A 24,503-nucleotide genomic window follows, 5' to 3' on the forward strand; every position below is an offset into this window, starting at 1 on the left:
CTATCTCCCTCACGCTCCCGTCTCTGCGAACGGAGCAACTTCCGATACGTAACGGCGGCCGAACGCGCTGATCAGGCCGCTGGCATCACCCTGCGCCTGCAGCGTGCGGATACGACGCAGATGGCGATGTACCGGGACGTCCCAGGTAAAACCCATGCCGCCATGGATCTGCAGCGCTCCTTCACTGATCGAGCTGCCATAGGTCGCGGCGGCCAGGAACGCGGCATCGCGCTGCAGCGGACCGCCATCGCCGGTCAGGCTCCGCGTGATCGCATGGCGAATGCTCTCGAGCCCCAGCTTCTGCCGCGCCAAGGCGTGACGGATGGCCTGGTTGTAGGACAGCGCGTGGCCGAACTGGCGACGTGTCGAGGCGTGCTCCTGCGCCAGCGCCAGGCATGCTTCGGCAGATCCCAGGATCGCGGCGGCGCGAAGCACGTTGGCGTCCGAGCTGAGCATATCCCATGTGCCCGCCGGCAACATCGAGCCGACTGGAATTTCGACCTTCTCCAGTCGCACCACGTGCTCCGGCACCGTCAGGTCGAGCCCTGCAGCTTCCTCCACCACGACGCCTTCGGCATCGGTGGGGATCAATGCCGCCGCACCCGCGTCCATCCGCACCACGACGTAATCGACCTTCGCAGCGCATGGCGCACGCGCCACGGTGCCGCTCAGCACCAGGGCTCCGCCATCCCGCTCGGCGGCCGCTTCGCCCTGCCATGCGATCGTTGCCAGCGTTTCGCCGGAAACGATCGCGCCCGCCAGACGCGTCAGCGAAGCCTGGAGCAGGCGGCCGGCGAGAACGGTCTCCAGCAGCGGAAATCCGAGCAATCCCGCGTGAGCGGCCGCGATCACCGGCACCGCGAAACCCAGCGGCAGGGCAAGTCCCCCAACCTCTTCGTTCGCGATGACGCCGAGCAGACCGTCACCGGCGAGATGTCGCGCCTGTTCGCGCACGTCCAGATCCGCGCATGCCGTCACTGCGCGTGCCGCGGTTGCCGCGAATTCGGCGGGCTGGAGTGCTTCGGCCATGGTCATCACTTGCCTCGCGAGAGCTGGAGGATCCGATCGGCGATGATGCCGAGCTGGATCTCGGTCGTGCCGGCGTAGATCGTCTCGGCGCGCGCCTGCAGATAGATCGCCTCGAAGCGGCGGCGCGCCACCTTGATCGCCGCAAGCTGCGGCAGGGAAGCCTGCTGGAGCAGCTCGAGGGCAAGCGCGGCAAAGCGCTGATGGGACTCGCTCCAATAGAGTTTTGCGAGGCTGCCGCGCGCACCGATCTTGTCGCCATTGACGAGCGCCTCGACGGCCGTCTCGACATGGGCCTTGAGCACCTCGATCTCGACCGCGACCTCGCCGAGCCTGACCGCGTAGTGGCGATCCCCCACCATCTGCGACAGCGCCGGATCGGCCTTGCAGGCCGAGATCAGATGGCGCAGCTCGTTCTCGAACCGCCAGGCGCGGTACATGCGGTTGGTCGCTCGCTCGATCTCCAGCACGCGGATCGCCGCGGCCCAGCCCTCGTCGGGCGCACCGATCGCATCCGCCTGCACGACCTCGACCTCGTCGAAGAACACCTCGCAAAAACTCTCGCGGCCGTCGATCGACTTGATCGTGCGCACGCGCACGCCCTTCGCATCGAGCGGCACCGCGAACATGGCAAGGCCGCGATGGCGGTCCTCCAGCGGTCCGGTACGGGCGAGCACCAGGCAGCGCTGCGAGCGATATGCGCCGCTGGTCCATATCTTCTGGCCGGTGATCCGCCAACCGTCACCGCTGCGCGTCGCGCGCGTGCGGAGACCCGCAAGATCGGAGCCGGCTTCAGGCTCGGAAAATCCCTGGCACCAGATGTTGCGCATCTCGAGGATCGCCGGCAGGAAGCGCCGCTTCTGCTCCTCGGTGCCGACCGCCAGAATGATCGGACCGGCGAGCTCCTTGCCGATCGAGTTGACGCTCTCCGGCATGGCAAGCCGACCGATCTCCTGATTGGCGATGAGATGTTCGCGCAAGGAGCGGCCATGCCCGCCATAGGCCTGCGGCCAGGTGATACCCGTCAGACCGGCGTGGTACATCGCCGCCTCCCAAGCCACGGACTGCTGCAGCGTCGGCGGCGCGAATGCGGCGCTGTCGCTGCGAAAGCCGGCAGGCAGATTGGCATGCAGCCAGCGATGCATCGCATCGCGATAGGCACCGCCCGTCAGGTTCTCACCCGCGAGGGCTTGCGTCGACACAGCTTCAACCACACTCATCGCCCGTTTCCCGTCTTCGCCGTGCGGGCCAGCATGGCTGGCCCGGCTTCCTGTTCCCTACTGCGACTTGAGAAGGTCGCAGGCGCTCTCCGATGCCGGCCGCCACGCATCCTCGGGCGCGATCGTCCCGGTGATGTCGTAATAGTCGTAGGCGTATTTGGATTCCGCCGGCGTCTTGATCCGCGCGACATAGAGCGGCCGCATGACCTGGCCATCGGCCCGGATGCTGACCTTCTTCATCTCGAAATCGTCGATCGGCGTGTTCTTCATTTGCCGCATCACGGCAGCGCCATCGTCGGAGCCGGTGGCGGCAACCGCCTTCAGATAATGCGCGAGGGCACTGTAGGTGGCCGCCTTGCCCTCGTTGAGAAGCTGGCCATTCGTCGCCTCGGCATAGCGTTTGGCGAAGGCCCGGCTCTCCGGCGTCATGTCCCAGTAGAACGGCGTGGTCAAACGCACGTTCTGGAGATCCTTGAGGCCGATGCCATGCGTCTGGCTGATCATGAGGCCGAGCGGGACGAGCAATTGCTTCTTGGTCAGCCCGAACTCCTGCGCCTGTTTGATCGCGTTGGCGAAATCCGCGCCGGAATTGGCGAGCGCAATCGCCTTGGCGCCGCTGGCCTGTGCGGTCAGCAGGAACGAGGAGAGATCCGACGAATTGAGCGGATGCAGCACCGAGCCTACCACTTTGCCGCCGCCCGCCTCGATGAACTTCGTCGCATCCGCCTGCCAGGCCTTGCCGAAGGCGTAGTCGACCGTGAGGAAGAACCAGCTGTCGATGCCCTGGGCGAGCAGCGCCTTCACCGTGGCTTTCGGCTGGGCATAGGTGTCGACCACCCATTGTGTCGTCATCGGCGAGCATTTGTCGTTGGTGAAGAACGAGCCCGCGGTGCCGGCCAGCATGTACGGCTTCTTACGGTTCTTCATGATGTCCTGCACCGCGAGCGCGATCGACGAGGCCGAGCAGCCGACGATGGCGTCGACGCCCTCATTGTCGACCCAGCGGAGTGCGATGGCGACGCCGACATCGGGCTTGTTCTGGTCGTCGGCGATCACAAGCTCGATCTTCTTGCCGGCAACCGTTCCGCCGAGATCGGCGACCGCAAGCTTGGCAGCCGCGACCGAGCCGAGGCCGCAATTGTCGGCATAGGGGCCGTTCTGGTCGTTCATGATGCCGATCCTGACGACGTCGCCGGAGATGCCCTGCGCGGACAGCGGCGCATTCGTCAGCAGCACGGCAATCATGCTGAGCGTAGCAATCGTCGATCTCTTCACCGTTTCCTCCTGCTTTTGCTTTTCGCGTTTCCTCTGGGCCGGCTTTCTGCGGCCTCTTGTGATTTGAATTCAGTGATGCCCCTGGATGGGAGATTTGCCATGCGGGATCAGCAACGCGTCGAGCGCCACGGCGCCCTCCCCCTCCGCACGCAGCAGAAGCGGGTTGACGTCGATCTCCGCGACCGTATCGGCATGCGCGGCGGCAAAGCGCGACAGCGCCGCGACGGCCCGCGCCGCGGCGGCGAGATCGGCCCGCGGCCGGCCGCGCGCACCGTCGAGCACCGCAAACGCCTTGAGCGATTTCAGCATCGCCATGGCTTGCGTCTCGCTGACCGGCGCCATCTGCACGGCGGAGTCCTGGAGGATCTCCGCGAAGATGCCGCCGAGGCCGACCATCACCACCGGTCCGAACACCGGGTCGATGCGGCTGCCGAGGATGAGCTCGGCGACGCCCTTGGCCATCGGAGCCACGATCACGCCGTCGATCGCAGCATTCGGCGCCCTGGTGGCGACGCGATCGCGCATCTGGGCATAGGCGCGCCGAACCTCGGCTTCCGAGCCGACGCCCACGACCACGCCGCCCGCCTCCGTCTTGTGCGGCAGATCGGGCGAGGCGATCTTCAGCACCACGGGAAAGCCGATCTCGGTGGCGGCACGCGCCGCCGCGTCGGCATCCTGCACGAGACGTTCGGCCAGGACCGGAACGCCGGCGTCGGCAAGCGCGCGCTTGGCCCCGAGCTCGTGGCGGAAGGCTTCGGCTGCCGGCGGCTGCGCTCGCTCAACTGTCGCAGGCCTGTCCTGCGGACCCGTCGATGCTGCCCGCAACCGCACCAATGCAGCGATGGTGGCGCAACACCCGTCGAAGCGCTCCACAGTGGGAAAGCCCAGCGCGTGCAGCTCGGCCAGCGCGTCCTCCGGACCGTCGACGCACAGGATGATCGGACGATGGGGGAATTGCGCCCGGATGTTGCGCAGGGTGTCCATGTAGATCGAGCGCAGGCGCGGCAGATGCAATGAGAACGGCAGCGGCAGGATCACCGTATCGGCACGCTCGTCCGCGACGACAGCGGACATGATCTTCGCCAACAAATCGGGGCGACTCGACATCTGCGCCGTCGCGTCGACCGGGTTGCGGGCCGACGCGAAGGGTACCAGATCCAGAATCTGGCGTTGCGTCTCCTGCCCGAGCTCCGGCAGCGTCAATCCGACCGATTGCGCAGCATCCGCAAGCAGCACACCGAAGCCGCCCGACGCAGTCAGGATGGCCACACCTGGTCCCTTCGGCAGCCGGTCCGGCAGCAGGATCGATGCCGCGTGACCGAGATCGATCAGCTCGTCGATGCTGCGCACGCGCACAGCGCCGCAGCGGTCAAACAGCGCGTCGAACACGGCGTCCGATCCCGCCATGGCGCCGGTGTGCGAGGCTGCGGCGGTCTGGCCAGCCGCCGATGTCCCGATCTTCATGGCAATGACGGGCTTGCCGGCATCGCGTGCCTCTTCGAGCGCTGCGATCAAGCGCCCTGCGTCGCGGCAGGCTTCGAGGCAGCACAAGATGACCTTCGTGACGGGATCGCGTGCCATCCAGGCGATCCCGTCGGCGATATCGACGTCGCACTCGTTGCCCGTGGTGATGAAGCGACTGACACCGACGCCGCGCTCGCTGGCGAGGCGCATGGTGTAGCTGCCGAGATTGCCGCTCTGCGACACGATGCCGAGCGAGCCGGCCGCCGGCATGCTGTGCTCGAGCACGATCGAGAACGTCGCGATGCTCTTCTCGGCGATGCTGACGGCGCCGAGGCAGTTCGGCCCGAGCAGGCGCATGCCGCCGTTACGCGCGGCAACGCGCAGCCGTTCCTGCATGGCGCGCCCCTGCTCGCCGAGCTCGGCAAAGCCCGACGAGAACACGACGACGCTGCGGACGCCGCGGGCGGCGCACTGCTCCACCGCCTCCCCCGCACGTTCGGCGTCAACGGCAATGATGGCGAGATCCGGCGCTTCCGGCACGTCGGCGACGGACGCGTAGGCCTGCAGCCCTTGCACCGTCGTCGCCTTCGGGTTGACCGGATAGATGCGGCCCGCATAGCCGTGCCGGCGCAGCAGGTCGACCGGTCGGCCGCCGATCTTGGTCGCCTCCTGCGAAGCGCCGATGATCGCGATCGAGCGCGGCGACATCAGCGCGTCGAGACCTTCTCCCGGCCGCATCTCAGCGCCCCTTGAACACCGGCGCGCGCTTCTCCAGGAACGCCATCCGCGCCTCCTTGGCGTCCTCGGTCTTGGACAGTGCCATGGTGATGTTCTGCTCGAAGCGATAGGCATCGCGTGGCGGCATCAGCTCGACCATGTTCGCCGCGTTCTTGGCGTATTCCATCGCGATCGGGCTCTTCGACGCGATTTCCCTGGCGATCTTCATCGCTTCGGGAATCAGGTTTTCCTTGGTCGTGCAGGCCTCGATGATGCCGAGGCGATAGAGCTCGGCGGCCGGCACGCGATAGCCGGTGAAGAACATGCGGCGCATCAGCGAACGGCCGAACAACGTGTTCAGCATCGCTGCACCACCGGCGAGCCCGACATTGATCTCGGGCATGCCGAACACGGCCTCCTCGCAGGCGTAGAAGATGTCGCAGGACGCCATCAGGCCGACGCCGGCGCCGAGCGCGACGCCGTTGATCGCCGCGATGACCGGTTTCGAACATTCGCGGATGCAATTGCCGGTCTCGCGCGTGATCCGGTTGTGACTGTGGAACGCGCCGATTTTCGCGGGATCCGGACGATCCTTCAGGTCAGCACCGCTGCAGAACACCTTTCCGGCGCCGGTCAGGATCGCGACCCTCACGTCGCTGCGCTCGGAAATCTCGTCGAACACGGCGACGATGCGGTCGCGCATGGCGCGGTCGAGCGCGTTCACGGGAGGACGGTTCAGCGTCACCAGCGCGATGTGATCCGATACTTCGAGGGTGACGATATCTGCGGACATTGGCTTCCTCCTGGACTTCTGTTCGTCTTGCTTGTGTTGGCTTTGCTTGCCCCTGACCGATCGGTCAGCTTTGAGTTCTGATACCACCGAGTTGGATCGCTTGCAATATCCTGCTTATCATCTCTTGACCGACCGATCGGTCAGTCGATAGATTTGTCGCCAATCAAAGAAGCGACCTTGAGGAGGAACTCGCATGCCCAGGATCAGCCGACGCCAAGCGACAAGTCTGATCGCCGGCGCCCTCGCCGCTCCGCTTGGCGCGCCCGCCATCGTGAGCGCACGCTCATCGCAGACCGTCTTCATCATCGTGCCCTATGCGCCGGGCGGCTCGATCGACAGCCTGATGCGCTCGATCGCGAAGGCGATGGCGGAAACCCTCGACCAGCCGGTCCTGGTCGACAACAAGCCCGGCGCCAACGGCATCGTCGGATCTCAGTACGTGGCGCGCGCGCCCAAGGATGGATCGGTCCTGCTCGCCGGCGGCACCGGCCCGATCTCGCTGAACGTCCTGTTGCGCAAGGCCCTGCCTTACAAGCTCGAGGACTTCGCCTCCGTCGCCATGCTCTGCAACGGGCCGCTGTCGCTGACCGTCAACGCGAAGACGCCGGCGGCCGACGTGAAGAGCTTCGTCACCTACGCCAAGGGCCGCGACAAGCCGCTGTTCTACGCCACGCTCGGCCCGGGCAGCGTCACGCATCTGTTCGGCATCATGATGGGCAAGTCGATGGGATTTGCCGTCACCGAGGTCGCCTATCGCAACAATCCGGCCTCGATCATGGAGACGCTGTCGGGCGAATGCGATCTCAACTTCGCAACGCCCGCCGCCGTCATCGAGCACGCGCGCGGCGGCCAGCTTCGCATTCTCGCGGTCTCCTCGGACAAGCGCATGGCGAGCTTCCCCGACATCCCGACGCTGGCCGAATCCGGCTATCCCGAGCTGACAGCTTCGTTCTGGACCGCGCTGCACGCGCCCGCGGGCACGCCACGCGAGGCCATCGCGCGGCTGAATGCGGCGGCCAACGCCGCGATGCAGAAGCCCGAGATCGCCAAGCAACTCGAGATCGACGGCCTGATGGCCGATACCGGCGCGCCGGAGCGGCTCGACGCCCAGCTGACCAAGGACGCCGCGCTCTGGGGACCGGTGATCAAGGCGCAGAACATCGTTCTGGAATGAGCGCGGCTTGCCGTGCGCGGGTCAGCGCGGCTTGCGCCGGCCGGCCTTGGGCGGCTCCGCGCCGGGAAGCTCGACGAGCTCGCCGCTGCGCAGCCCGTTGAAGATCATGTCGAAGAAGATCTCCGCGATCTGCTCGGGCGTTGCGGATTTGTTGGGATTGTACCAGCGATGCATCCAGTTGAGCGAGGACAGGATCAGCCGCCCCGTCATGGGAACGTCGACCTTGCGGATTTCACCGGCATCGATGGCCTCCTGGATCAGGCCCCGCAGAAAATTCTCGAAGCGGTCGCGGCGCGTCAGCCGCTCCTTGTGCCTGCTTCGGTCGGGATCGTTCCAGAACGCAGTGGTCGAGGCGATCCAGGCCCAGCGGTAACGCCGGAAATATTCCGCCGTGGCGACCATGAAGGCGCGGATCTTCTGCGACGGCGGCCCGTCGGGGATGCGGTCTCGGACGAACAGATAGAGCTCGAGCGTCGAGCCGACGGCCACGCGGGCGTAGATCTCGTCCTTGTTGGAGAAATGATGGTAGAGCAGCGATTTGGAGATGCCGCAGGCGAGCGCGATGTCGCGCATCGAGGTGCCCTCGAATCCCTTGCTGGCGAACAGCCGTCCGGCCTCGGCGAGGATCTGAAGCACCCGGTCCGAGGCCTCGGCCTGGTTCGCAACGCCATCCTTCATCGTCGACAATTCAGTCATTAAGTCCGCAATTCCATCCGCCGGTTGAGCACCAACCCCAGGGCCTTTAGAATGAACCTAGATTTTCACCGACCGATCGGTCAAGCCCGGCGATCCCGGCGCGAACAGCCATGAGCGCGGCCCGGATCACGCGCATCGGCGCGACAAAGGACCAGCTCGGCGAGAGTCCGGTGTGGGACGAACGCCGGCAGCGCCTCCATTGGATCGACGCGCTGGCCGGATTGATCCGCACGTTCGATCCCTTCACCGGCACAGTGGAGCAGTTCAGCGTGCCGGCGCCGATCGGCTCGATGGCATTGCAGCACGACAGCGGTGCGGTGCTGGCGCTCCGCCATGAATTTGCGCACTACGATTTTGACAAGCGCCTGCTGACGGCGGGCCCGTCGATAGGGCTCGATCATCCCAGGGTGCGGCTGAACGACGGCAAGGCCGATCCCTACGGGTGCTTCCTGGCAGGCACGATGCATGGCGACCGCGCTCAGGATGAGACGCCGGTCGGCGGTCTCTATCGCCTGGACGCAACAGGCGCGCTGGAGCTGCTCGAGACGGATCTCGCCGTGAGCAACGGACCGTGCTTCAGTCCGGACGGCCGGACGTTCTATCTCGCGGACAGCGCGAGGCGCGTCATCTGGGCCTATGATTACAGGCCGAACGCCCCGCTCGCGAACAAGCGTGTCTTCGTTGGCACGGACGCGCAGGGGTCCGGCTGCGACGGCGCGACCGTCGATTCGGAAGGTTACCTTTGGTCCGTCCTCGTGCGCATCGGCAAGATCGCGCGGTTCGCGCCCGATGGGACGATCGCGGGCATGATCGACATGCCGATCCGTCATCCCACCAGCGTGACATTCGGAGGCTCTGGTCTGGATGTTCTCTTCGTGACATCGATCTCGCGCAGCCATGCTCTCAGGGACGATCATCCCGATGCCGGCGGCCTGTTCGCCGTCGAGGGCCTTGGCGTTCGCGGACTGCCGGCGCACAGGTTTGGCGCGGATTGACCGACCGCCGCGCTATTGCGCCGATCGCTTGATCTGCTTCGGCACGTTCTCCGCCATGTAGTCCAAGAAGACCCTGATCTTCTCCGGCAGATAGCTGCTCTGGAGAAACGCCGCATAGATCCCTTCGTCGAAGCTGGAATTCGTCACCCGGAAGCCCGGCAACAGACGTATCAGGCGTCCGCTCTTCACCTCCTCCGCCACGGTGTAGTCGTCGAGCAGCGCGATGCCGTGCCCGGCGGCGGCGAGATCGCTCAGCACCACGCCGTTGTTGCTGCTGAAGGATGACGGCACGACGATCTCGCGCAGCCTGTTCCTGCGCATGAACTTCCAGACTACGTCGTCGGGCCCCATCCAATAGGTCAGGCAGTTGTGGCGAGTGATGTCCTCGGGCTCGCGCAGTTTCGGCATGCGCCGGACATAGTCCGGTGAGGCCACCAGAATCCGCTCGCTCCGCAGCAGCCTTCGCTGCATCAAGCCGGGATCCTTCGGCGCCTGGATCTGGAAATCGACGTCGAACTCATCCTCCCGAAGCAGGGCGTGCCGCTCGGACAGGCGCAACTCCACCTTGAGCTCCGGATAGAGCTTCTGAAAGCCCGGGATCAGCAGCGAGAGCACCTTGATGCCGAACAGCGTCCGCGAATGCACCCGCAGCGTTCCGCGCGGCGCGGTCTGGAGCGAGAGCGCCGCCGCTTCGGCATCCTCGATGCCGTGCAGCACCTGCTCGGTGCGCTGGAAGAAGATCTTGCCGGCGTCGGTCAATCCGAGATGGCGCGTGCTGCGGTTCAAAAGCTGCACGCCGAGCTGCGCCTCGAGCTCGCCGATATAGCGCGACACCGACGCCGGCGAGAGCCCGACGCGGCGCCCGGCGGCCGAAAAGCTGCCCTCCCGGACCGCGCTGACGAACAATTCCATGGCCTGGAGGCGATTCATCGATCTTTTCAGATTCTGCAAAGGACATGCTCAGATTACGTCAATTGTTCGAAAAAGCTCAAGGCCCTAACTTCATGAGAACGCGTCGCAAGAGCGAGCGATCAAACGGGAAGGAAGCAACCGATGGAGTTCGGCGTATTCATTCTGGCGCAGCAGCGCGGCTATCATCAGAGTTCGCAGCAGGTCATCAACAACGCGGTCGAGCAGACCGTCGCCGCCGAGCAGGCCGGCTTCGATACGGCCTGGTACGCCGAGCACCATTTCAACAATTACAGCCTGTGTCCGTCGCCGCTGATGATGGTCGCCCATTGCGCCGGCCTGACCAGGCGCATCCGGCTCGGCACGGCCGTTTGCGTGCTGCCGCTGTATCATCCGGCGCGCCTGCTCGGCGAGATCGGCTTTGCCGACACGGTCTCGAACGGCCGCCTCGATCTTGGCATCGGCTCGGGATACCAGAAGTTCGAGTTCGACCGCTTTGGCGTCGAGCTCGATCATTCGCATGCGCTGTTCGCCGAATTCTACGACGTGCTCCAGGCCGGCATGCGGGAGCACATCTTCTCCTATTCGGGCGAGCACCTGAAGATGCCGCCGACCGCGATCGCCGTGCGCACGGTGCAGAAGCCGATGCCGCCGATCTGGGTCACCTCAGGCCACGGCGAGACGCTCGGCCGCGCGATCCGCGACAACCACAATCTATTCGTCACCGCGCTGCTGAACGGCCTCGACGCCATCAAGGCGCTGCGCGAACGCCTCGAAGGCATCGCTGCCAAGGAAGGCCGCTCAATCGACGACACACATTTCGGCTTCCTGCGCTGCGCCTATGCCAGCGACAACGACAGCGAGATCACTTCCTACCTCGACAATGCGCGCTTCCAGCGGCGCCTCTCCGAAAGCCTGAAGTTCCGCCGCGCCCAGAGCGATGACGGCTATCTGATCAAGGAAGAAGCCGGGCCGAACGACATGAGCCTGGAGACGATGCGGGCCAACCTGCCGGTCGGCAGCGTCAATCAGGTGATCGACCGCATGCTCGAGGAGATCAGCATCCTCAAACCGACCCACATCGCGCTCCAGACCCAGCTCGGCGATTTCGATCAGCGCACGATGCTGCGCCAGATCGAATTGTGGGGCAGCAGGATCATCCCCGCGATCCGCAAGGAGCTGAAGTCGGGCCATGCCGCGCGCGGCAAGTCGGCGGGCGAGGCGGTCTCCGCATAGCCGTCGCACCAGCGCAAGCCCGGAGGTACGTCATGGGATGTCAAATCGCTCAAATGACCGGTTTCCGCTCTGTCGAAGCCGCCGAATTCCGCCTGGCGATGCGCAATCTCGCGGGCGGCGTCGCGATCGTGGCGACGGGAGCCGGAACTGCGCGGCGTGGATTGACGGTCAGCTCCGTCACCTCGCTGTGCATGGATCCGCCCTGCCTGCTCGTCGGCGTCAACTCGAGCTCCGAAACGCATGCCGCAATTCTCGCCAGCGGCCGTTTCGGAGTGAGCCTGCTCAGCAGAGGTCAGGAAGATCTGGCGCTGCGCTTCGCCGGCGGCGCCAAGGGCATCGACCGCTTCGCAACGGCGCCATGGCAGCAAGGCGTCCTCGACGTGCCGCTGCTCGAGCCGGCGCTCGGCGTATTGGAGTGCGTGCTGCATCATCACCAATTGGTCGGCACGCACGGTCTCTTCATCGGCAGGATCGTGGCGACGCACGGCGGGAATGGCGATCCACTCGTCAATTTCCAGGGCGAGCTGCGCGCCTTGCCGCAGGCGCCGCCGGAATCATCGCCGATAGGCAGGAGCAAACCGTGATCATCGAATGCTTCGACGGCGGCATCGTCCGTCTCACCGAGCCGTTCGAATTCGGCAAATTCAAGCTGTTGCTGCATGCCGATGCCGGAGCTGCAATGCAGGGCTGGAAAGGGATCACGCTTCTCGACGATCGTGATGCGCTCGTCGCCATCGATCTGGTCCCCACCTTGGCCGGCCGCCCGGATGATGCAGGCTGGGATCAGCGCTATGCGGAGATGGTGGCCAAGGCCCGCCAGCATGGCTGGATCGACACCGAGCAACAGGCGATCCGAGCTCATGTCGAGCGAGCGCCCTAGCGCCATCACGATGACGCCGGCAACGTCTCAGTCGCGCTTGAGCCCGATCGACTTGACGATGGGAGCGAGGCGAGCCAGCTCGTCCTCGACCAGACGCTGGAACTTGTCCGGACCTGAATCGACGTCAGGCTCCAGACCTTGCGAACGATAGCTTTCCTGCAACTGCGGATCAGCCATCGCCGTACGGGTCGCGGCGGCGATCCGCTCCACGATCGCATCCGGTGTCGCTCTCGGCGCAAACAAGCCGAACCAGCCGGCATAGCCGAGGCCAGGCATGCCGGATTCGGTGACTGTCGGAATGTCCGGCGCGCCGCTCAACCGCCGATCGCTCGTCACGGCGATCAGCCGCAGCTTGCCCGCATGGTGCAGTTGCAGGATCTGGCTCGAGACCACGGCAATGACCGAGGAGATCTGCCCGCTGACGAGGTCGTTGGTCGCGGGCCCCATGCCGCGATAGGGGACGTGAACAACATCCGCTGCAAGGCCCGATTGCTGTCTGAACATCTCGCCGACGAGATGATTGCCGGTCCCGACGCCCGGAGTGCCGTAGGAAAGCTTGCCCGGATTGGCCCTGGCAAAAGCGATCAGCTCCCGCAGGTCCTTGACCGGCAAGGACGGATGAACCGCGAATGCCAGCGTGCTGGTGATCAGCCGATAGACGGCGCGGAAATCGCGAACCCCGTCATAGGCCGGCTGCGCCGAGGATAGCGGAATCATCACCTGGGTGCTGCCATTGCCGAGCAGAAGCGAATAGCCGTCAGGCGCGCTCTGCGCCACCGCGGCGGAGCCGATCGCACCGCCCGCCCCGCCGATGTTCTCGACATAGATCGGCCCCAGCAGCGAGGCCACCCTGTCGGCCCAGGGACGGCCGATCTGATCGCCAGCGGCACCGGCGGTATAGGGAATGACCAGCCTGATGGGCCGGGCGGGGTAATCGTCAGCGGCCGCGCCGCCGGGCCAGGCAGCCAGCGCCGAGAGTCCCGCCGCCATATCGAGCAGTTTTCGCCGTGAGACGAGAGACATCTTCTGCGCACTCGAGACCATGCTGGCCATGTTACAAGAATGAGGATCTTAAGAGTTTGGTAACGATATGATCGCGGTTGAACACATTAATGCAAATCGCACGCCGCCGGTGTCTAGCCCGTAACGACCCTGCTATAAAGCGCAGCTACGGCTCGATCGATCTTCGCGAATTGTCCGGTTTCTCAGATTGCGCATGAACAAGTCCAGCAACAATTTCGACATCGGCATCGAGCAGTCGTTCGACTTTCTGTCTTCGGAATATGCCGAGTTGTTCGGTCGCTCGGCCGCGACCGCATTCCAGCATCCGATCTGGCTGCACAGCCTCTACACCCGGCTTGCCGCGAATGCCGGTGCAACACCTCTGGTCGTCGTGGTTCGCCACCGCGGGACCGCGGCGCTTGTGATGGTGCTGCCCCTGCTCCGGATCCGGCGCGGCCCGATCCGAACCGTCGAGTTCGCCGATTTGCGCGTCTCCGACTATCTGGCGCCGGTCTGCAGCCCGGAATTGTTTTCGCAACTGCTCGACGACGCCGCGGCCTGCGCGGAGATTCAGCGACTCATCCGTCCTTTCGATCTGTTGCGCATGACCAAGCTGCCCGACGGGCGGCTTCCGGTCGAAAATCTCCTGGCTACGTCCCGACGCGTCTCGATGGACACCAATGCCTATGCCACGGTTCTCGTCGCGCCGTTCGAGCAATGGCGGGCCAGCGCGATCGACCGCTCCTATCAAAAGGAGCTCGCAAAGAAATATCGCCAGCTCCAGAAGAAGGGCGCGCTGAGCTTTTCATGCTGCAGCGACAGCGCCTCCGTGCTCGAAGCGATGGAGGTGATGAAGAAATTTCGCGGTCCGCGCTTCCAGGCACAAGGCGACGGCGACCTGCTCCAGCGCCCCGAATATTTCGGCTTTTATTCCGACGTGGCTCTTCGCGGCCTCGGCAGCTTCGTGCGTCTCTATGCCATGAAGATGGACGGCGAAGTGATCGCCGCCGTGCTCGGGCTGTGCCATCGGGACAGCTTCCTCATCATCATGAGCGCCTTCGACATTGCCGGATACAAGAGCCAGTCTCTGGGCGCGCTGATGTTCGAGCAGGTCGCACGGGACTGTATCGGGCGCGGAGACCAGATGCTCGATTTCACCATTGGTGACGAACCCTACAAGAAACTGTTCGGCGGACAGCCTTCGCCAATGTGGGCAGTCACGAAAGCCGGCAGCACCGCAGGCGCCATCGCCCTGTTCGCGCTGAAGCAGGCGCCCTGGCTCAAGCTGGCGGCCAAGCGGCTCTCGGATCTGCGGCTGCTGCCCGCCCGCACTCCGACGCCGACGCGCTGACGGACGTCAGGCAAGGAGGCACTGGGCTCAGGCGCGCAGCGCGCCGCGAACACGTCCAAGCCAGCCCGGATGCATTTGATCGACCCGGTGTGCCAGGCTGCGCCGCAGGAAGTGCAAGCGGCGCCGGACATCCCAGCCGATATCGTTGCGGGACGTCAGGGCCTGGCGGAAGCGCGCCATCTTCAGGGACTGCTGGTCCGCCGCGATCTTGTCGCGATCGAAATAGAATTGCGCAATCTTCTCCTGGTTCATGCCTGATGTCGTGAGCCATCGCGGCGCATATTCGGTGCAAAGACGATCGACGTCCACCAGCAGGCGCGCAACGCCCGTGCCGGCGGCGGGGCAATTGGTCTGGAACGCATCGCCGATGAGCACGATGCCGGGCTGGAGATGCCCCTCGACGACGGTCAGATCCATCACCCAGTTCTGGACCCGGTCGGTGACGCGGAAATCGCCGAGATAGGGCCGCAGTCCCGGCAGCAGACGCAAGAGTGTCGCTTCCGGTTCGCGGCGCAGCTCGCGCATGATCGGATCGGTCGGGTCGCGGAACATGAAGAGATTGGCCCGCATGCCGGCATGGACGGGGAACAGGCTGAGATAATCGATGCCGTCCGCGGTGCGCTCGCCATAGCAGGTCAGCGCCTCGAAATCGAACGAGCTGCCGTCGTGGCGGGCAATCGTGAAGCCGAATGAGACCGAGTGGCGCTCGGCCAGCACGCGCCGCTTGATGCCAAGCTTGTAAGCAAGAGCTGCCGCCATGCCCGTGGCCAGAACCACGAGGCGCGCACTCACGCGCCGCCCGGAGGCCAATTCGAGATGTTGGATGTCGTCGCTGCAGCTGATCGCAGCGACCTCGTCGACGATCAGGTCGGACGGATCGGGAAGCTGGCTGCGCGCCATCGCGACGAGATCGGCATAAGAAAATCCGTAAGCCTGGCCGACGCTGACATCGACCACCTTGCCCTCCCGGATATTGAGCACCTGATCATATCGACAGGCGATCGTCTCGAGCGCGCTGAGGAAGCCGAGCTTGCGGAGCATCGCCAGCTGATGCCCGCCGATCTTCTCGACCCGGAACTCGTCCGGATGGACCGCCCGCTTGTCGATCAGGGCGATGCGGTGCCCTGCCCGCGCCAGCACGGCCGCCGCAAGCGATCCGGCGAGGCCGCCGCCGACGATCGCGATGTCCACAGCGGTTTCCGAAATACCAGCTGTGGCGATCGGCTCGGTCACAGTTCTATCCGCCGTCATGATCTGGGCTCCCACGGTCAACTAAAGTCGCACGTGCAATTCTCCGGCCTGATGTCGCATCGCCGGATCGAACGCGATCATTTCTCGATATCGAGGTTAACGGGGCGAAGGGCCGGTCGTCATGACGATAGCCGGCACGGCTCTTGCTCTGGATTCACCGCGAAATTCCGATTTTGGGCTGCTCGGCCGGTGATCCGGTGAGCAGACCTGCATTCAAACGGCTGATCTCGCCTGTCGCTGCGGCGCTATGCCTTCATGCGGGCGGAGCCGGGCCTTGCTTGATTTGAGACAATGAGGACGACGATGTTCCACAGTGAAGCAACCGGCATGCGCGCAATGTCGCCGCCGCCGGCAAGTTCCAGCACGGCGCTCATTAACACTCGCGATTTTTCGGCATGCTAGGTTGCCGCGATATCGGAACATGTCTCTTCAGGAGAGAGCAGCTCCCTAAACTTCCATGATCAGATCCATCCTCCAGTTCCTGCGGCGTGACGTCACGCGCGGTGTCGTCGGGACCATCCTGCTCAAGGTTGGTAGCGGCGCGCTTGCGTTCGCGTTGTTCTCGCTGGCGGCGCGAACGATGTCGCCCGATGGCTTCGGCATCTTCGCGACCTGGCTTTCGGTTGCCCAGATCGCCGCCGTCGTGGGGCTGGTCGGCCAGGAATCCCTGCTGGTGCGCTTCCTGAACGAGTACCAGGTCGGCGACAGGCCGGACCTGACCAAGGGTGTCCTGCTGTCGAGCCTGAAGATCGCCTCGATCGCGATGCTGATCGTGATCGCGGGCATCGCCATCGCGGCGAACATGCGCGGCGACTGGTGGCTGCTGATCCTTGCGGTCTCGGCCTATACGGCCGTGAACGCCGGCGTGATGCTCGGCAGCCAGGTGGCACGCTCGCTGGTCAGCATCCTGATGGGCGAAGGAAATCGCGAATTCTTCTGGCGGGTCATCGTCGTTCTGTTCCTGATCGGCATGCTGCTGACCCACCGGCAACTCGATCCCGCCGAATTGTTCGCGGTGATGACCATTGCCATGTCGGTCAGCCTGGCCACGCAGATCATCTCGATCGCGCGCGTGCTGCCGAATCTGCGCGGCACGGCGGCAAGCTCCGAAACATCGCGCTGGCGGTCGAGCGCCCTTCACTTCTGGCTTGCATCCATCCTCGAGGTCGCAAACCAGTATTTCGACGTCATCCTGGTCTACTGGATGCTGGATCCGGTCACGGCCGGCATCTATTTCGCCGCCTCGCGCCTCGCCAACATCTTCGCCATGGTGTCCGCCGCGCTGTACACGTTCGGCGCGCGCAGGCTTCCGTCGCTGTATTTCAGCAAGAACCAACCGGAGTTCGAGCGAACTCTGCGGTTGATGGCGGAAGTGACTGCGCTTTGCGTGGCCGCGGGCCTCGCCACGGTCTGGATCGGGGGGCCCTACCTGCTCAGCCTGTTCGGGCCTCATTTCACTGAGCAGCATTTGGTCCTGATCGTGCTTGCAATCGGAACCGCCATCCAGGCCGCGGGTGGCCCGTCCGCCGCGATCCTCCAATTGACCGGCCATGAGCGGATCTATGTTCCGGTCGTGGCGGCCAACGTCGCGCTGCGTCTGGCGGGATTTCTCATTCTCATCCCCTGGTTCGGCCTGCTGGGCGCGGCGGTCTCGGCCACGGTGTCGCTGGCGCTCGCGACCATTGCCCTGAACGTGCTCTGCCGCCGGCGCACGGGGGTGGATCCTTCAATCCTCGTGCTCTTGCGCTTCAACGCCGTGAAACGCCGCAACTATGCAGTCCGCGGTGCCGAGTCCGGCGACTAGGCATCACGCGTCGGCGCGAGATCGATTGGTTAACGCGCGTTTTGCGTGCCCTATGGGAACCAGCGAAATGATCGCGCGAAGAATGTCGGCAGACGGGCCTCGCATTAACTCCGTTTGTTGCTAGTCGGTGTCCGCGCGATACCCGCATGGTAGGTACGGAGCTAAGAAGGTGAAGATTTCGTTTCTCTAGCGGGTCGGGATCCGTGCTGCACTATCAGCCGAACAAGGAACTGGGCGGGATGACCGCGACGGCACCCGCGCAGCCAGACGGCAGCGGACCGAAGTTGCACGTGCTCCTCGCGCAAACCCAGGCCGAGAACGCCGGTGCACAGGAGATCACCAGGCTACTCGGCGCCGGGCTGACCGCGCGCGGTTACCGCGTCACCAATCTGTTCTTCTTCCGCAAGTCGGAGTCCTTCGACGAGCCGCCCGACACGCTCTACTGCGCGTCGAGCCGGCCGGGCAATCCGGTGGCGCTGCTTCGGATGTTGTGGACGCTCGGCCGTCACATCAGGACGACCAGGCCCGACGCCGTGCTGACGTTCCAGCATTTCGGTAACGTCATCGGCGCCGGCGTGACGCGCCTCGTCAGCCGCGCACCTGTCGTCGCCAACCAGGTTTCGTCGGCGCTGGCGATGAGCCGGCCGGTGCGCACCGCCGACATCGTCATGGGCAGCGTCGGATTCTTCGACCGCATCACGCTCAATTCGAAGGACATGGAACGCGAGTATTCGCGCTACCCTGCGGCTTATCGTTCGCGCATGGTGCATGTGCCGCACGGTTTCGACGACAAGGCGCTCACCCTGTCGAAGGAGGCCGCGCGACAGAAGTTCAGCCTGCCGCCGGATCGTGTCCTGCTCGGCTGCGCGGCAAGGCTGCATCCGCACAAGCGGCTCGACATGGCGATACGTCTGTTGCCGGATCAACCGTCCTGGCACCTCGCGCTCGCCGGCCAGGGCGCCGACGAGGCCCGGCTGCGGCAGTTGGCCAGCGACTTGAAGGTGTCGGACAGGCTGCATTTGCTCGGCGAGATTCCCCCCAGTCGAATGGCGGATTTTCTCGCTTGTCTGGACGTATTTGTATTCCCGACGCAGGCGGAAACCTTCGGTCTTGCTGCGGTCGAAGCTGCCAACGCCGGAGTTCCCTCCGTCGTCACCGATCTTCCCGTCCTGCGCGAAGTGTTGTCGTACGAAGGAAAACCGACCGCACTCTTCGTCGACGCCTCCGATCATATCAAGCTCGCGGCAGCCGTCTCCAGGTTGCTGACGGACCAGCATCTGAGCGATGAACTGCGACAAAATGCCAAAGGCCTGAGGTTGCGCTATTCGGTAGATGCCATGGTGGAGGAATACGTTCGAATTCTCGGCCAGGTCACCTGATCTGATACGTTGGAAGTGATGGGCTCGACATGATCATCGAGTTTCGCTGTGAACGAGAGTACGCGCGGCGCTGGATGAGGCGCGAGACGCTGATGATCGACGGCCGGGATGTTCCGGTTCAAATCGCGTGGGCGATAGCGGCCGAGCCACGGCCTGCAGGTCTCGACGCCCTGTTCGAGCTCGAGCGCATGGTGTTGCACAAGGGCAAGCCCAGCGGCGCCAACAAGCTCAACATTATCCCGGAACAGACGCAGGCTCACGACCAGACGGCCGACGTGATCGTCGACTTCACCGGCGGCGCGCGCGATCCGAACAGCGCCGCATCGCTCTATCTCCGTCCGCTGTTCAACGGCGTTGCCGGCGAAAATGCCGCCCTTGCCGCCATTCTCGCCGGCGACCTGCCGGTGATCGACATCGTCAACGAGGTCGACGGCTCCCTCCTCGATCGCGGCCATCCCTCCGGAGAAATTGCCGCAGGCCTCAGCGGCGCGCTCGAGACCGTCATGGCGCGGACGCTCACGATGGTGGCGGCGATCCTGTCGGGGCGACCGCGAATTCTGCCGCAACTGGCGCGGCCGGCCGGAGATGCCCCGCGCCGTGGCCCCGTCGGCTACGTCACGCGCGGCCTCGCCGTCTCGATCGCCAAGGAGATTTATCGCCTCTGCTGCTACGCTCCGCATTGGCATGTCGGATGGCGCTTCAATGAGGGTGCAGGCGTCTGGCAGACCGGAGATCTGTCCGGACCGGAATGGAACATTCTTGCTGATCCCGGCCATCGCTTTTACGCCGATCCCTTTCCGGTCACATGGCAGGGGCGAACATTCGTCTTCTTCGAGGACCTCGATCACCGCGTCGGCAAAGGCATCATTTCGGCGATCGAGTTCGGCGACAATGGACCGGTCGGCGAAGTCATGCCGGTGCTGGAAGAGCCGTGGCACCTCTCCTATCCGTTTCTGATCGAGGACGGCGACGCGTTGTGGATGATCCCGGAGAGTTCGACCAACGGGGACGTCGCCCTCTACAAATGCGTCCGGTTTCCGGACAGATGGGAGCGACACGCGACGCTGCTGTCAGGCCTCGAGCTCGCCGACGTCACGATCACGCGGCACAACGGCCTGCATTATCTGTTCGGAGCCTGGCGCGACGGAACGGGCGGCTATTCGGATGCGCTGGCGATCTACTACGCCGAGCACTTCCACGGGCCCTGGCTGCCGCACGCCAGCAATCCGGTCCTGATCGACCGCGCCAGCACGCGGCCGGCCGGTAATTTCGTCACGCTCAATGGCAGACTGTGGCGCCCGATTCAGAACTGCACCGACGGATACGGCGCAGGGCTCGCGCTGGCGGAAGTGGTCGAACTGTCGCCGACCGCCTTCAAGCAGGTCGTGCGCCATTCTCTGAAACCCGGACCGCTATGGCCCGGCAGGAAGCTCCACACCTTGAACCGCTGCGGCCGGCTCGAGGTGATCGACGGATCGCGCGTCCAGCCCAAGACCCGCGCCTTCACGAGCCGATTTCCGTCGAGCGCCTTGTCTGCGCGAACGAGTCCGCACACCGCCTGAGCGATAGGCGCTTTGCCTCTGCCGAGATCGTCGCTGCGCCTTGCCAGCACAGCGGCGATGATATCGCGACTATCTCGTGGTCCGGCCTCGAGACGTACGCCCTACTGCGAGCGATCCGAGGTCCAGCCCTTGTACTCGGCGACGTTGTCCCGGGTCACGAGCTTGGACGGCAGCAGCTCGACCGTCGAGGCCGGCTTCTGACCGTTGAGAATGCCGACACCGACCTGCACGGCCCGCCGCGCCATGAAGAACGGGTCTTGCGAGGCCGAGGCCTGGATCTGCGGCGACTGCGGATCCTTCAGCGCGGCCTCGATATCGGGCGCACCGTCGACGGCGGTGATGACGATGCCGGTGCGGTTCTGCTGGCGCGCCGCAAGGTCGGTGCCGATCGCCTGGGGATCGTTGATGGCGAAGATGGCGTCGATCTTGGGAAAGCGGGTCAGATAGCCCTGCGCGACCGTGAGACCGCCTTCGCGCGAGCCCTTGCCATCCTGGTCGTTGGACAACACCTTGATGCCGGGATTCTTCGAGAACACGTTCTTGCAGCCGGCGACGCGGTCGATCACGGCGGAGACTTGCGGCCCGTTCTCGATGATGACCTCGCCCTTGCCGCCCAGCTTGTCGACGATGTACTGGCAGGAGATCTCGCCGGCCTGGATGTTGTTCGTAGTGACGGTGGCGTCGGCGCCTTCGGCCGCGGTATCGACCGCGACGACGACGATGCCCGCGGCTTGCGCCTTCTTGATCGCCGGCCCGATCGCCTTGGGATCGCCGGGGTTGAGCAGGATCAGGTCGACGCCGGCGGCGATGAAATTGTCGATCTGGGTGACCTGCTTGCCGAGATCGTATTCGAAGCCGACCGCCGTGATCTTCACATTGGGATTGGTCTTCTTGGCCTCGAACTCGGCACCCTTCGCCAGCGCGACAAAGAACGGGTTGCCCATCGACCCCAGCGAGACGCCGATCGACTTGAGCTCCTTCGCCGAGGACGGCACGGTGCTAAGAACAAGCGCCGTCGCGGCGCCGGCGAGCATGATCGTCTTCAACATGGACTTCCTCCCTGGTCTGTCTTCGTCCCCGGCGCGGCAGACCAGTTGCCGCAGCGGAAGCTTTCATGTCCTGGCAGACCCCTGCAGCCGGTAGCGATCCAGCGCCACGGCGCCGATGATGACGAGGCCCTTGATCACGTACTGCCAGATGTCGGAGACACCGACGAGAATGAGGCCGTTCGACAGCACGGCGATGATCAGCGCGCCGACCAGCGTGCCCCAGATCGAGCCGATGCCGCCGACGAACGACGTGCCGCCGAGGATCACGGCGGTGATCGCGTCGAGCTCATAGGACTGGCCGAGTTGCAAGCCGTTGGCGGCATAGAGCCGCGCCGCCTGCATGGCGCCGCCGAGCCCGGCGAAAAGCCCTGAGATGCCGTAGACGAAGATCAGCACGGCCCAGACCTTGATGCCCGCAAGCCGCGCCGCGCTCTCATTGCCGCCCACCGCATAGATGTGCACGCCGAGCACGGTCCGGCGCAACACCAGCCACGAGACCAGGATGACGAGCAAGGCAATCACCGACAGCCACGGGATCGATGCGACGCCGGGCACGAGCGTCAGCGAGCCGTTGCCGATGAAGGCGTAGGGAATGGAGGGATTGAACACGGTGGTATCGGCGCCGAGCAGTCGCGCGAGGCCACGCACCGCGGTGAGCGAGCCGAGCGTGACGATGAAGGGCGGCAGGCGCAGCAGCGCGATCAGCGCGCCGTTGACGATGCCGAAGCCAAGGCCCGTGAGAAGCGAGGCCGGCAGCCACAGCATCCCGAGCTCCGGCAGCTTGGAGAGCGTCAGCCCGGCCATCGCGGAGGCCGCCAGGATCGAGCCGACCGAGAGGTCGATGCCGCCGGTGAGGATGACGAACGTCATCCCCGCCGCAAGCACGGTGTTCACCGCGGCCTGTTGCAACACGATTCCGAGATTTTGTCCGGTGAAGAAGCGTCCCTCGGACAGAAAATGAAAGCCGATGCAGAGGATCAGCAGCACCGGCAGCATGCCGAGCGCGCTGATCAGCACCCTCACCCGCTGGCGCCTGGTCTCTGCGGCGGCGCCGTTGGTCGTCGCGGTCGCGGCGGGCTGGGCCTGCGAAGCGCCATTGTCAGGCATCGAGATGCTCCATCCCCGTGGCAAGCGCCATGATGTCTTCCTGTGTCAGCGGCGAATTGGCACCGCGCGTCACCTCGCCGGCAATGCGCCCGGCACGCATGACCACGACGCGGTCGCAGATGCCGATGATTTCAGGCAGATCGGACGAGATGACCAGGATCGCGGTGCCGGCCTTGGCCAGATTGTCGATGATCGAATAGATCTCTGACTTGGCACCGACGTCGACGCCACGCGTCGGCTCGTCGAGGATCAGCACCCTTGGCGCGATCGCCAGAAGCCGCGACAGCAGCAGCTTCTGCTGATTGCCGCCGGACAGGCCGCCCGCGGGGACGCCGACATTGGCGGCGCGGATGCTGAGGCCAGCGAAGGCCCTGTCGGCGCGCTCACGCGCCTTGTCGCGATCCAGGAACCAGCCGAGCTTGGCATCGCGGCCGAGCACCGCGAGGTTGATGTTGTCCAGACACGACATGTCCAGGAACAGGCCGAGCGCCTTGCGGTCTTCGGTCAGATAGGCGATCCCGGCCTCGAGCGCCTCACCAGGGCTGCGGATCTCGACCGGCTGTCCTTCCAGCTCGAGCCGCCCGGAGGTTTTTGGCGCTGCGCCGATGATGAGATGCGCAAGCTCGGTGCGGCCGGCGCCGATCAGGCCGGCAAGCCCGACCACCTCGCTTGCATGCACCGTGAGCGAGCAACCCTTGACGCGGTGGCCGTCGGCCATATCGATCGCCGCGAGCACGGGATGTCCCCGCCCCGCGTCGGGATCGTGGTCCTTCTTGTAGAACGAGGAAACGTCGCGCCCGACCATCAGCCGCACGATGGTGTCGGCGCGGATTTCGGGCTTGTCGAGCGAGCCCACCAGGCGGCCGTCGCGCAGCACGGTCACGCGGTCGCCGAGCGCGTAGACCTCGTCCATGCGATGCGAGATGTAAATGATCGCGAGGCCCTCGGCGCGAAGCTGGCGGATCAGCGCGAACAGGCGCGCGCTCTCGCCCGCCGACAACGCGGTCGTCGGCTCGTCCATGATCAGAATCTTGGATCTCGCATGCAGCGCACGCGCGATCTCGACCAGCTGCCGCTGGCCCATGGATAGATGCGCCACCAGCGTCGATGGCAGGAAGTCCGCGCCCAGCCGCTTCAGAATCGGACCGACGCCGTCGCGCATCTCGCCGCGCGCCAGCATCCCGGAATGCGAGATCTCGCGCCCGAGATAGATATTCTCGGCAACACGGAGATTGGGGGCGAGCGACAGCTCCTGATAGATGATGGAGATGCCCGCGTTGCGGCCGCCGAGCGGACCTTCGATCCGGACCGGGTGTCCTTCGATACGGATCTCTCCGCCGGGATCAGGCCTGTAGGCGCCGGACAGGATCTTCATCAGCGTCGACTTGCCCGCGCCGTTCTCGCCCATCAGGGCGTGGACCTCGCCGGCATAGACGGTGAGATCGACGGCACGCAGCGCCTTGATGCCAAAGAAGGACTTTGAGACCCCACGCATCTCGAGGATCGGATCGTTCATCGTGCCTCCCGGCGCACAATGCGTTTCCCACCCGCGTCTCGATCTTTTTGTCAGCGCGGTTCACGCATTAAACAAAAGGCCGCAGACCAGAGCAATA

The 24,503-nt window shown here is 64.9% G+C and carries 22 protein-coding genes; 9 read left to right on the forward strand and 13 right to left on the reverse strand.

Annotated features, from left to right (window positions below):
- Positions 1-9: 9 nt before the first annotated feature.
- The 5 genes from SE92_RS11455 to SE92_RS11475 all read right to left on the reverse strand — a co-directional run bounded on the left by SE92_RS11455 (position 10) and on the right by SE92_RS11475 (position 6,495).
- On the reverse strand, positions 10-1,035 hold the full coding sequence (locus SE92_RS11455) for an acyl-CoA dehydrogenase family protein (protein WP_245324552.1): 1,026 nt from the start codon (positions 1,033-1,035) through the stop codon (positions 10-12).
- The gene (locus SE92_RS11460; protein ID WP_063195797.1) at positions 1,035-2,246 is read right to left on the reverse strand and encodes an acyl-CoA dehydrogenase; all 1,212 of its coding nucleotides are present in this window, start codon (positions 2,244-2,246) and stop codon (positions 1,035-1,037) included. Before SE92_RS11460 ends, SE92_RS11455 begins: the two co-directional genes overlap by 1 nt.
- A gap of 57 nt (positions 2,247-2,303) precedes the next feature.
- A complete protein-coding gene (locus SE92_RS11465) occupies positions 2,304-3,521 on the reverse strand; it encodes an ABC transporter substrate-binding protein (protein WP_157095328.1) in 1,218 nt (405 codons plus the stop codon).
- A 69-nt stretch (positions 3,522-3,590) separates the two neighbouring features.
- The gene (locus SE92_RS11470; protein WP_063195799.1) at positions 3,591-5,723 is read right to left on the reverse strand and encodes an acetate--CoA ligase family protein; all 2,133 of its coding nucleotides are present in this window, start codon (positions 5,721-5,723) and stop codon (positions 3,591-3,593) included.
- A gap of 1 nt (position 5,724) precedes the next feature.
- A complete protein-coding gene (locus SE92_RS11475; RefSeq protein ID WP_063195800.1) occupies positions 5,725-6,495 on the reverse strand; it encodes an enoyl-CoA hydratase/isomerase family protein in 771 nt (256 codons plus the stop codon).
- A 193-nt stretch (positions 6,496-6,688) separates the two neighbouring features.
- On the opposite strand from SE92_RS11475, the gene SE92_RS11480 reads away from it, so the two are divergent.
- Positions 6,689-7,669 carry a tripartite tricarboxylate transporter substrate binding protein gene (locus SE92_RS11480; protein WP_063195801.1) on the forward strand — a complete coding sequence of 327 codons (981 nt, stop codon included), beginning with the start codon at positions 6,689-6,691 and terminating at the stop codon, positions 7,667-7,669.
- A 21-nt stretch (positions 7,670-7,690) separates the two neighbouring features.
- Here SE92_RS11480 and SE92_RS11485 read toward each other — a convergent pair whose 3' ends face one another.
- Positions 7,691-8,365: a TetR/AcrR family transcriptional regulator gene (locus SE92_RS11485; protein ID WP_157095330.1), complete on the reverse strand. Its 675-nt coding sequence runs from the start codon at positions 8,363-8,365 to the stop codon at positions 7,691-7,693.
- Between the two features lie 110 nt (positions 8,366-8,475).
- Here SE92_RS11485 and SE92_RS11490 point away from each other — a divergent pair, with 110 nt between their 5' ends.
- Positions 8,476-9,360, forward strand: a complete 885-nt coding sequence (locus tag SE92_RS11490) for an SMP-30/gluconolactonase/LRE family protein (RefSeq protein ID WP_063195802.1) — start codon at positions 8,476-8,478, stop codon at positions 9,358-9,360.
- 12 nt (positions 9,361-9,372) lie between these two features.
- On the opposite strand, the gene SE92_RS11495 is transcribed toward SE92_RS11490, so the two are convergent.
- Complete coding sequence (locus SE92_RS11495; protein WP_063195803.1) at positions 9,373-10,290, reverse strand: LysR family transcriptional regulator; 918 nt, start codon at positions 10,288-10,290, stop codon at positions 9,373-9,375.
- Between the two features lie 123 nt (positions 10,291-10,413).
- On the opposite strand from SE92_RS11495, the gene SE92_RS11500 reads away from it, so the two are divergent.
- The 3 genes from SE92_RS11500 to SE92_RS11510 are packed head-to-tail and all read left to right on the forward strand — an operon-like array spanning position 10,414 to position 12,385.
- On the forward strand, positions 10,414-11,505 hold the full coding sequence (locus SE92_RS11500; RefSeq protein ID WP_063195804.1) for an LLM class flavin-dependent oxidoreductase: 1,092 nt from the start codon (positions 10,414-10,416) through the stop codon (positions 11,503-11,505).
- A gap of 53 nt (positions 11,506-11,558) precedes the next feature.
- Positions 11,559-12,089, forward strand: a complete 531-nt coding sequence (locus tag SE92_RS11505; protein WP_063195805.1) for a flavin reductase family protein — start codon at positions 11,559-11,561, stop codon at positions 12,087-12,089.
- Entirely contained in the window at positions 12,086-12,385 is a 300-nt protein-coding gene (locus tag SE92_RS11510; RefSeq protein WP_063195806.1) for a hypothetical protein, read from the forward strand. The genes SE92_RS11505 and SE92_RS11510 overlap by 4 nt, the downstream gene beginning before the upstream one ends.
- A 27-nt stretch (positions 12,386-12,412) precedes the next feature.
- Here the strand turns inward: SE92_RS11510 and SE92_RS11515 are convergent, their stop codons facing one another.
- Positions 12,413-13,408 (reverse strand): Bug family tripartite tricarboxylate transporter substrate binding protein, encoded by a 996-nt coding sequence (locus SE92_RS11515; RefSeq protein WP_063203470.1) that lies wholly within the window; start codon positions 13,406-13,408, stop codon positions 12,413-12,415.
- Between the two features lie 193 nt (positions 13,409-13,601).
- Here SE92_RS11515 and SE92_RS11520 point away from each other — a divergent pair, with 193 nt between their 5' ends.
- Positions 13,602-14,738 carry a GNAT family N-acetyltransferase gene (locus SE92_RS11520; protein WP_063195807.1) on the forward strand — a complete coding sequence of 379 codons (1,137 nt, stop codon included), beginning with the start codon at positions 13,602-13,604 and terminating at the stop codon, positions 14,736-14,738.
- A gap of 27 nt (positions 14,739-14,765) precedes the next feature.
- Here the strand turns inward: SE92_RS11520 and SE92_RS11525 are convergent, their stop codons facing one another.
- Together SE92_RS11525 and SE92_RS37360 are read right to left on the reverse strand one after the other, a co-directional pair.
- On the reverse strand, positions 14,766-15,989 hold the full coding sequence (locus SE92_RS11525; protein ID WP_063203471.1) for an FAD-dependent oxidoreductase: 1,224 nt from the start codon (positions 15,987-15,989) through the stop codon (positions 14,766-14,768).
- Positions 15,990-16,234: 245 nt separating this feature from the next.
- Complete coding sequence (locus SE92_RS37360; RefSeq protein ID WP_283806766.1) at positions 16,235-16,363, reverse strand: hypothetical protein; 129 nt, start codon at positions 16,361-16,363, stop codon at positions 16,235-16,237.
- 83 nt (positions 16,364-16,446) lie between these two features.
- Here SE92_RS37360 and SE92_RS11530 point away from each other — a divergent pair, with 83 nt between their 5' ends.
- The 3 genes from SE92_RS11530 (at position 16,447) to SE92_RS11540 (ending at position 20,734) form a co-directional block, all read left to right on the forward strand.
- The gene (locus SE92_RS11530) at positions 16,447-17,793 is read left to right on the forward strand and encodes a lipopolysaccharide biosynthesis protein (RefSeq protein ID WP_063195808.1); all 1,347 of its coding nucleotides are present in this window, start codon (positions 16,447-16,449) and stop codon (positions 17,791-17,793) included.
- Between the two features lie 203 nt (positions 17,794-17,996).
- Positions 17,997-19,172 (forward strand): glycosyltransferase family 4 protein, encoded by a 1,176-nt coding sequence (locus SE92_RS11535; RefSeq protein WP_063195809.1) that lies wholly within the window; start codon positions 17,997-17,999, stop codon positions 19,170-19,172.
- A gap of 29 nt (positions 19,173-19,201) precedes the next feature.
- Positions 19,202-20,734 (forward strand): glucosamine inositolphosphorylceramide transferase family protein, encoded by a 1,533-nt coding sequence (locus SE92_RS11540; protein WP_063195810.1) that lies wholly within the window; start codon positions 19,202-19,204, stop codon positions 20,732-20,734.
- Between the two features lie 101 nt (positions 20,735-20,835).
- Here SE92_RS11540 and SE92_RS11545 read toward each other — a convergent pair whose 3' ends face one another.
- The 3 genes from SE92_RS11545 to SE92_RS11555 all read right to left on the reverse strand — a co-directional run bounded on the left by SE92_RS11545 (position 20,836) and on the right by SE92_RS11555 (position 24,406).
- Positions 20,836-21,783 carry an ABC transporter substrate-binding protein gene (locus SE92_RS11545; RefSeq protein WP_063195811.1) on the reverse strand — a complete coding sequence of 316 codons (948 nt, stop codon included), beginning with the start codon at positions 21,781-21,783 and terminating at the stop codon, positions 20,836-20,838.
- Between the two features lie 63 nt (positions 21,784-21,846).
- Positions 21,847-22,890, reverse strand: coding sequence for an ABC transporter permease subunit (locus tag SE92_RS11550; protein ID WP_063195812.1), 1,044 nt, complete (start codon positions 22,888-22,890; stop codon positions 21,847-21,849).
- Positions 22,883-24,406: a sugar ABC transporter ATP-binding protein gene (locus tag SE92_RS11555; RefSeq protein WP_063195813.1), complete on the reverse strand. Its 1,524-nt coding sequence runs from the start codon at positions 24,404-24,406 to the stop codon at positions 22,883-22,885. The genes SE92_RS11550 and SE92_RS11555 overlap by 8 nt, the downstream gene beginning before the upstream one ends.
- Positions 24,407-24,503: the final 97 nt, after the last annotated feature.

The organism is Bradyrhizobium sp. AT1, assembly GCF_001590795.1.
Taxonomy (GTDB): Bacteria; Pseudomonadota; Alphaproteobacteria; order Rhizobiales; family Xanthobacteraceae; genus Bradyrhizobium.